This is a genomic window from Mycobacterium sp. E2327, from assembly GCF_001672675.1.
Taxonomy (GTDB): Bacteria; Actinomycetota; Actinomycetes; order Mycobacteriales; family Mycobacteriaceae; genus Mycobacterium.
Genome location: NZ_LZKE01000105.1, coordinates 99,978 through 107,174, shown reverse-complemented (window position 1 = coordinate 107,174; position 7,197 = coordinate 99,978). Strand labels below are relative to the sequence as shown.

Sequence of the window (7,197 nt, the reverse complement as noted above, 5' to 3'; positions counted from 1 at the left end):
CACCTCGGGCCCGTGCGGCCCCAGCGCGACCGGCGCCTGCCACTGCGCGGCCTGCAGGCGGGGATAGACGTCGGCGGGAGATTCCTCGGCGTCGTATTCCAGCGTCGGCAGGCCGGCATCGAAAACGCTTGGGGCAGCGGCACCGACGGTCATGACGGCCTCCTCGCGACGAGTTTCTCAGAATGTATGGCCACGCCGCGCGGCTGTCAACGATATCGGTTGCCCGGCATGAACTTTGTGCTGCGGCCGCAGGTCGCCCGCCATACACGGACGCGGTTTGTGTATTGCCGCGTGGGCTGCCTAGCGCTCTTCCAGGACGTTGACTTGCCGCACCACCCGACCGCGCTTGAGGTAGGTGGTCTGTATGACCACGTAGTCCAGCGATGCACCGGTCGCGTTTTCGCGGTGGTGCAATCGCGCCCGGCGCACGAACGACCCCGGCGCCGCCTCGTCCAAGGACAGGTTCTCGATGGTGTTCTCGTCGTAGCGATCGAAGACCGCACGCCAGAAGTCGAGTACGGCCGCGCGGCCATGCAGCAGGCCCTCGGAACACAGAGGGGGCGGCGGACCATACTCGACGTCTTTGGCGAATAGGCCGAATACGGCCTCCAGGTCACCGCGATTGACTGCGTCGCGGGCGCGCTCGAACGTGCCCCGGAGCACGCGCCGGCGGAGCGGGACGGGAAGCCGGGACACGGCCATCACGGCGAGCGCGGCCAGGCCGGGCGCTCTCACCTCTACGCTGTCCGCAACCGGACGCCGCAAGTTGGCCACCGGCTCCTACCCCTGTTTCGTTGCGCGGGCCAGCTGGCCGCCCAGCAGCACGACCGCGAACACACCGCCCGCGACTCCCGAAATGAGCAACGGCAGTTGCCCGTTCGAACCCCACAAAAAGCCCGCCCACAACCCGGCCACGAGCACGGCCAGACCGGTGGCGCCCTGGAACACGCCCTGGGCGCTCGCCTGATGCTCCTTGCCGGCGAGGCCCGAAATCCAGGCCTTCCCAACGCCATCGGTGCACCCGGTGAACACGCCGTAGGCGCCGATCAGCAGCCATGCCGTCACCAGGTCGGTGGTCAGCCCCAGCCCGGTATAGCCGATCGCGAAGAACGCCAGACCGATCCCGAACAACGCCGGCTTGCCGATGCGGTCGGCGAGCGACCCGGCCGGGTAGCTGGCCAGTGCGTACACCGCGTTGTATCCGACGTAGGCGAGGATCACCTCGATCACCGAGAAACCAATCTCGTTGAGCCGCAACAACAACAGGGCGTCGGGGAAATTCACCAAGCTGAAGCCGATGAGCAGTGCCGTGACCCGCCAGTAGGGCCGCGGCAACGTGCGCACGCCGGCCCACATGGACTTCCGCTGCGGTCGCGGGGCGGGACGGCTGCGCTCTCGGGCGAGGAAGACGAGTGCCACGCTGAGGACGGCGGGCACGATGGCGACATACAGCAACGGCGGAATCCGGTGGTCGAGCAGCTCGTAGCCCACCAACCCGAGCAGCGGACCGACGACGGCGCCCAAGGTGTCCATCGCGCGGTGGAAGCCGAAAACTCGGCCGCGCTGCGCCTCGTCCACGCCGTCGACCAGCAGCGCATCCCGCGGCGCGCCGCGAATGCCCTTGCCGAGCCGGTCGACGACGCGACCCGCCAGCACGCCCGGCCACGCCCCGGCCACCGCGATGATGATCTTGCCCAGCGCCGCCATCCCGTAGCCGGTGGCGATCAGCGGGCGCCGCGCAAACCGGTCGCCCAGCGGGCCCGCCGCCAGCTTCGTGAGCGACGACGCGCCCTCGGCGACGCCTTCGACGGCTCCCACCACCGACGGCGGCGCACCGAGCACGGCCGTGAGGTAGATCGGCAGCAGCGGATACAGCAGTTCGCTGGCGGCGTCCTGCAGGAACGACACCCCGGAGAGCACCCGGACGTTGCGGGTGAGCCAGGCGGGCCATGAGCGTCGCGGTCGGATCGCTTCCCGTGTCACGGTCGTCAGCGTAGGGGAGGCGCTCAGTCCTTACCGCGCAACCGCACCATCCGGGTCGTCGAGCTCTCGTCCAACTCGACGACGTCGGACCGCGAACGCAGGAAATCACTGAATGACCGGAATCCCAAAGACTTCTCGCTGAACGACGGGTCCATCCGTTTCATTTGCGCTTTGACGGCCGAGTTGTGCAGCCAGTCGGCGTCGTCTTTTTCCAGCCCGATTTGCAGCGCGCGCGTCAGCAGCGCGGTGGCGGCGGCCTGTGGGTCGGGTGGCTCCTCGGGTTCCTCGCGCTTGTCCGCCTTGCCGCGGCCGCTTGCCTTCTTCGGTTTGGCGGCCTGGGTGCCGGCGCCGGCCGGCTCGGGCTCGAACACCGGAACCCCGGGCAGCGCATCGTAGATGACGAATTCGTCGCAGGCGGCCGCCAGCGCCCGGCTCGACGCGCCGGCCACCCCGATGCCGACCACGTACCGCCCGAGCCGCTTGCAGCGCTGCGCCAGTGGGATGTAGTCGGAGTCGCCGGCCACGATCACCACGTGGGTCAGGTCGGGCAGCCGGAACATGTCCTCGACCGCGTCGACGGCCAGCCGGATGTCGGCGCCGTTCTTGCCGTAGGCCGCCGCCGGGAACAGTTGGACCAGATCGACCGCGCGGGCTACCAGCTGTCCGCGGTATCCGGCGTTGACGTCGGCCGACCAGTCCGCGTACGCGCGGGTGAGCACCAGCGTCCCGAACGACGACGAGAAGTCGATGATCGCGCCGACGTCGACGGTGGCCCGGGCCAGCCGATCGGCATGCTGCTCGAGCCCGCCGGCCTTGTCGCGCTGGAACGAGTTGCGTCCGTTCACCTGGTCGTAGCGCGAGATCACGATGTTGTCGAAGTCGAGGTAGACCGCCACGCGGGCCATCGCCGGTTCGGTCATGCCCGCAATCTTGCCCGATGCCGGTAGTCGACCTGCCAGTGCTTGATGCCGTTGATGAACGACGACCGCAGCCGCTCGGGCTCACCGACCGGGGTCAGGTCGGGCAGGTGGTCGGCGATCGCGTTGAACATCACGTCGATGGTCGTGCGCGCCAGGTTGGCGCCGATGCAGTAATGCGCGCCGGTGCCGCCGAATCCGACGTGCGGGTTGGGGCTGCGCAAGATGTCGAAGGCATACGGGTCGTCAAAGACCTCTTCGTCGAAGTTGGCCGAGCGGTAGAACAGGACCACCCGCTGGCCCTTCTTGATCCGCACACCGCCGAGCTCGGTGTCTTCCATGGCGGTGCGCTGAAACGCCGTGATCGGCGTCGCCCACCGGATGATCTCGTCGGCCGCGGTCTTCGGGCGCTGCGCCTTGAAGAGCTCCCACTGATCCGGGTAGTCCGTGAACGCCATCATCCCCTGCGTGATCGAATTCCGGGTCGTCTCGTTGCCCGCAATGCCCAGCGTGACGACGAACATGCCGAACTCGGCGTCCGATAGGCGCTCGCCGTCCGCGTCGGCCCGGACCAGCGTCGTGACGATGTCGTCACCTGGTTCCTCGGCTTTGCGCGCGGCCAATTGCATTGCGTACCACATTAATTCGCCCGCCGAGGCCAGCGCGTCATGCTCGGCGAACTCGGGGTCGTCGCTTCCGATCATCTTGTTCGACCAGTCGAACAACTTGCCACGGTCTTCTGGCGGCACCCCGAGCAGGGCGGCGATGGCCTGCAGCGGCAACTCGCACGCCACCTGCAGGACGAAGTCGCCCGACCCCGCCGCGGCGGCCTCGGTGACGATGCGCCGCGCCCGCTCGGCGAGGTCGGCGCGCAGCCGCTCGACCGCGCGCGGGGTGAAGGCGCGTGAGACGATCTTGCGGAGCCGGCTGTGTTCCGGGTCGTCCATCATGATCATCGACGTCCGCCCGGCCTCAATCTGGCCCTGCGCCAAGTCTTCCCGGTACCGCGGCACGATCGACTTATTGGCCGAAGAGAAGACGTCGCTGCGCAGCGAGACCTCGCGGACGTCGCGGTGCTTGGTCACCACCCAGTAGCCGCCATCGCCGAACCCGCCGTGGCCGGGCGGCTGTTCGTTCCACCAGACCGGTGCCGTCGCGCGCAGCTCGGCCAACTCCCGCACCGGCAGCCGGTGGGCGTAGATGTCGGGATCGGTGAAGTCGAACCCCGGCGGGAGGCTCGGTGTGGCCATGGGGCGATGGTAGTCGCCTCAAACGCAAGAATTTCGCAAGAAATCGGCGAAAATTCGGCAAGCGATGTGCCGCAACCTCGGTGCATGTACACCACCCACGGTTGGAAGTGGGTCTTCCAGAAAGTCCTTGGCGTCCTGATCTCGGGCGTGGTGGCGGTGGCCGCAGCGGGGGCGCCCGCGGGCACCGCCCGCGCCGACGACGACCACTGCTCGTCGAGGACGGGGTGCTACCACGGGCCGGGGATGCGCTGGTGTCCGGGCGACTACGTGTGGCCCGGTTTGCGGGCCACCGGGTGGGACCTGAACGTCTGTCACGTCTATCACGAGCAGTGCCCGCCCGGGTACTACGGCGGCTGCCCCGACAACATCGTCGAGGGACCTCCGCCGCCGCCGCCCCCTCCCGTCTTCCGGACCCGCGAGGAGTGCGAGCGGGTGCTCGGATTGATCTGCGCGTTCGCGCCGTAGCTGGAAGGGCCCCAAATGCGTTTCGACTCAAAGAAATTGACCGCAATGTTTGTCGCGAGCGCGGTGGCCGGGACGCTGGCGGCGAGCGGCCCGGCCCGGGCCGACGTGACGGCACCACCCGCGCTCAGCCGCTCTCACCCGTTGCAGCCACCCCCGCCCGACCCCAAGGGGGAGGTGCAGGAGTTGCTGCGCCAGGTCTCCGAGCTGGACGACCAATGGAACAGTCTGCCCCCGGCGCAGCGAAATCAGCGGCTCGCGGCGTTGCAGCAGCAGGCCACCACCGTCGACCGGGAAACGCGGAATCTGCCTCCCGATCAGCAGCCGGAGGTGGAAGGAATGCTGGGCCTCGCAGTGCTCAGGCTGGCCGACATCATGGGGAAGATGCGCGCGGCGTCGTGAGCTTCAGCCCGCCGCGGGGCTCGGAACCTGGTAACCCTCGCGCGCGCCGAGGTTGGTGGCCCCCGTGATGATCGCCCGATCGATTTGGCGAAGCGCGTGCACGGCGGTGAGAAACCGCCGGGCATCGGTGCCGAGCTCGCCGTCGCCGTCCTGATGCCGGGCCGCGGTTTCGGCGGCGTCCAGATCGTCGGTCGCGGAGTTGACGGTGACGCCCTCGGCGCCGTCGATCACGGCGCACAGTGCATCGATATTGCTTCGGGTTTGCGTCGCCGCCGCCATGAAATCCGTTGCCAGGCTTTCTGATCCGATCGGATCCTGGTACTGCTCGGCGCTGCGCGCCAGGCTGCGCCCGTGCCGATCGCACGCGGCGAATATCCGCAAGGCCCGCCGGATGCTTCGCCGGCCGGCCAGCCCGGCCACCCCGGCCAGCAGCGGCTTGGCGCTGACCCGGAATTGCTGCAGCGCCCGGTCGAGTTGGCGCGCCTGCTCGGTCGGGCTCACCGTCTCGTCGCCGCCGAACATCGTCGCCGTGGAAATCTCGATCAGCGCGGACAAGGCCGTCAAGAACGCGCGGCTGTCCGTGCGGATCGTCGTCCGGGTGTGGGTGGGCAGCACCAGGATGGCGACCGCCACGCCGATGACGGCCCCGATCGCGGTCTCTTCGATCCGCAGCATCAGCACGCCGAAGGAGAATTGGCCCAGCAGGCCATACAGCAGTGCCAGCGTCGTGGTGATCCAGAAGGTCATCAGGCTGTACGTGACGGTCATGAAATAGAAGGCGCAGAACAGGCAGACGAAGATTGCGACCAGCGAGGCGGTGGTGTTCCCGGTGAACAGCGTGGCCACCAGCACGCCGCAGGGCACGCCCAGCAGGGTGCCGAGCAGTCGCTGCCAACCCTTGGTCAGGGTTTCGCCCCAGGAGTTCGTGCCGGCGAAGATCACGAACGCCGCGATCACCGCCCAGTACCAGCGTGCGGGTGACACCAGCTCCCCGGTGACGATGGCCAGCGACGCGGCGACCGACACCTGGATCGCTTGCCGGGTGGTCGGGCGCAGGCCCCGCTCGGCGGCGCCGCCCAGGTCGGCGCCCCCCGGCGCCGGGGGCGGCACGTCCTCGGCGCGCTGCAGCGCATCCGCCCTCGCGACGGCGGCGCCTTCGACGACGGCCCGGACCTCGGCCGTCGCCCTGGCCGCGTTGATGATCGCCAGCGCCAGCCGGCGTACCTCGGCCGCGTCGGCGTACTCGTCGAGGATCCGCTGCGCCTGGCTCGCGGCCCGGTGCAGGCCGTCGGCCTGCGGCGTGCGGATCGCCCGCGCCAGCTGCGTTAGCGCCCCGACCAGCTCGACGCGGGTGCTGATGGGGATGTCGGCGGAGAGCGCGGCCGCCCGTCGACCCGCCGTGGCGACCCATTCGATGGCCAGCTCGGCGTCGAACAGCCACGGGGCCAATTGTTCGCTGGTGACCCCGGGCCAGAGCACGGCGGGATCTGCCTTGTCCTCGATCTGGCCCTGCACCATCAGCGCCGTCTCGTTGAGCCGGATGGTGCGGGCACGCATGCGGCGGCGGCGGCGTTCGTCGAACCGGCCGGTGCGCACCGCGTCGGCGGTGGTGTCGACGACGATCGCCATCCGCGCCCGCAACGCCCGAACGGTGGCACTCAGCACGCGTTCGGGGCGGTCGGGCAGGACGTACGCGCTCATGACGTACGTGCACAGCGTCCCGACCAGCACAGCGCCGATCAACCAGGGCAACTCCGAAATGCGGGCCCGCAGATACAGAGTGAAGAAATAGGACATGAACGCGACCATGCCCAACGCCCTGCCGCGAGGCCCGAATCGGCGGACGTACACGGCGGCGAACACCACGGCCACGAACGCGGCGTCGCTGGCGACCGGGTGCGGCGCGAGCGCCGCGGCGGCGGTGATGGACGCCGCGGCGGGCAGCGGCAGCAGCGCCATGGTGACCCGCTGCCGACCGGGGTCGGGCTCGTTGACCGATCGCGCCGCGACCATGGTGATGACGACACCGAGCAGGGCGACCGTCAACGGCTGGCCCGCCGCCTTGGTCACCAGGTACATGATCAGCAGCGAACAACCGAGGGCGGCGGTGGTCCGCGTCGCCATCCGGAGCCGCAGCAGGCCGGGATCCGAGCCGATCCACCAGTCTCGGGCCCGTTGGTAGA

7 protein-coding genes and 1 pseudogene are annotated in these 7,197 nt (G+C 69.3%); 2 read left to right on the top strand and 6 right to left on the bottom strand.

Features of this window, described 5'->3' with window-relative positions; translation table 11 throughout:
- From A5712_RS30785 to A5712_RS11935, 5 genes and pseudogenes are all read right to left on the bottom strand, one after another.
- Positions 1 to 153, bottom strand: a pseudogene (locus A5712_RS30785) (cytochrome P450); the annotation flags it as partial.
- Positions 154 to 300: 147 nt separating this feature from the next.
- On the bottom strand, positions 301 to 735 hold the full coding sequence (locus A5712_RS11950; RefSeq protein WP_068104718.1) for a nuclear transport factor 2 family protein: 435 nt from the start codon (positions 733 to 735) through the stop codon (positions 301 to 303).
- A gap of 45 nt (positions 736 to 780) precedes the next feature.
- Entirely contained in the window at positions 781 to 1,983 is a 1,203-nt protein-coding gene (locus A5712_RS11945) for an MFS transporter (RefSeq protein WP_231982109.1), read from the bottom strand.
- A 23-nt stretch (positions 1,984 to 2,006) separates the two neighbouring features.
- Positions 2,007 to 2,903 carry an NYN domain-containing protein gene (locus tag A5712_RS11940; protein ID WP_068104716.1) on the bottom strand — a complete coding sequence of 299 codons (897 nt, stop codon included), beginning with the start codon at positions 2,901 to 2,903 and terminating at the stop codon, positions 2,007 to 2,009.
- Positions 2,900 to 4,150 (bottom strand): cytochrome P450, encoded by a 1,251-nt coding sequence (locus tag A5712_RS11935; protein ID WP_068104714.1) that lies wholly within the window; start codon positions 4,148 to 4,150, stop codon positions 2,900 to 2,902. The genes A5712_RS11940 and A5712_RS11935 overlap by 4 nt, the downstream gene beginning before the upstream one ends.
- A gap of 84 nt (positions 4,151 to 4,234) precedes the next feature.
- On the opposite strand from A5712_RS11935, the gene A5712_RS11930 reads away from it, so the two are divergent.
- The gene (locus tag A5712_RS11930; RefSeq protein ID WP_068104712.1) at positions 4,235 to 4,615 is read left to right on the top strand and encodes a hypothetical protein; all 381 of its coding nucleotides are present in this window, start codon (positions 4,235 to 4,237) and stop codon (positions 4,613 to 4,615) included.
- 45 nt (positions 4,616 to 4,660) lie between these two features.
- The gene (locus tag A5712_RS11925) at positions 4,661 to 5,014 is read left to right on the top strand and encodes a hypothetical protein (protein WP_156766524.1); all 354 of its coding nucleotides are present in this window, start codon (positions 4,661 to 4,663) and stop codon (positions 5,012 to 5,014) included.
- 3 nt (positions 5,015 to 5,017) lie between these two features.
- Here A5712_RS11925 and A5712_RS11920 read toward each other — a convergent pair whose 3' ends face one another.
- Positions 5,018 to 7,138 (bottom strand): FUSC family protein, encoded by a 2,121-nt coding sequence (locus tag A5712_RS11920; RefSeq protein WP_068104708.1) that lies wholly within the window; start codon positions 7,136 to 7,138, stop codon positions 5,018 to 5,020.
- Positions 7,139 to 7,197 lie beyond the last annotated feature (59 nt).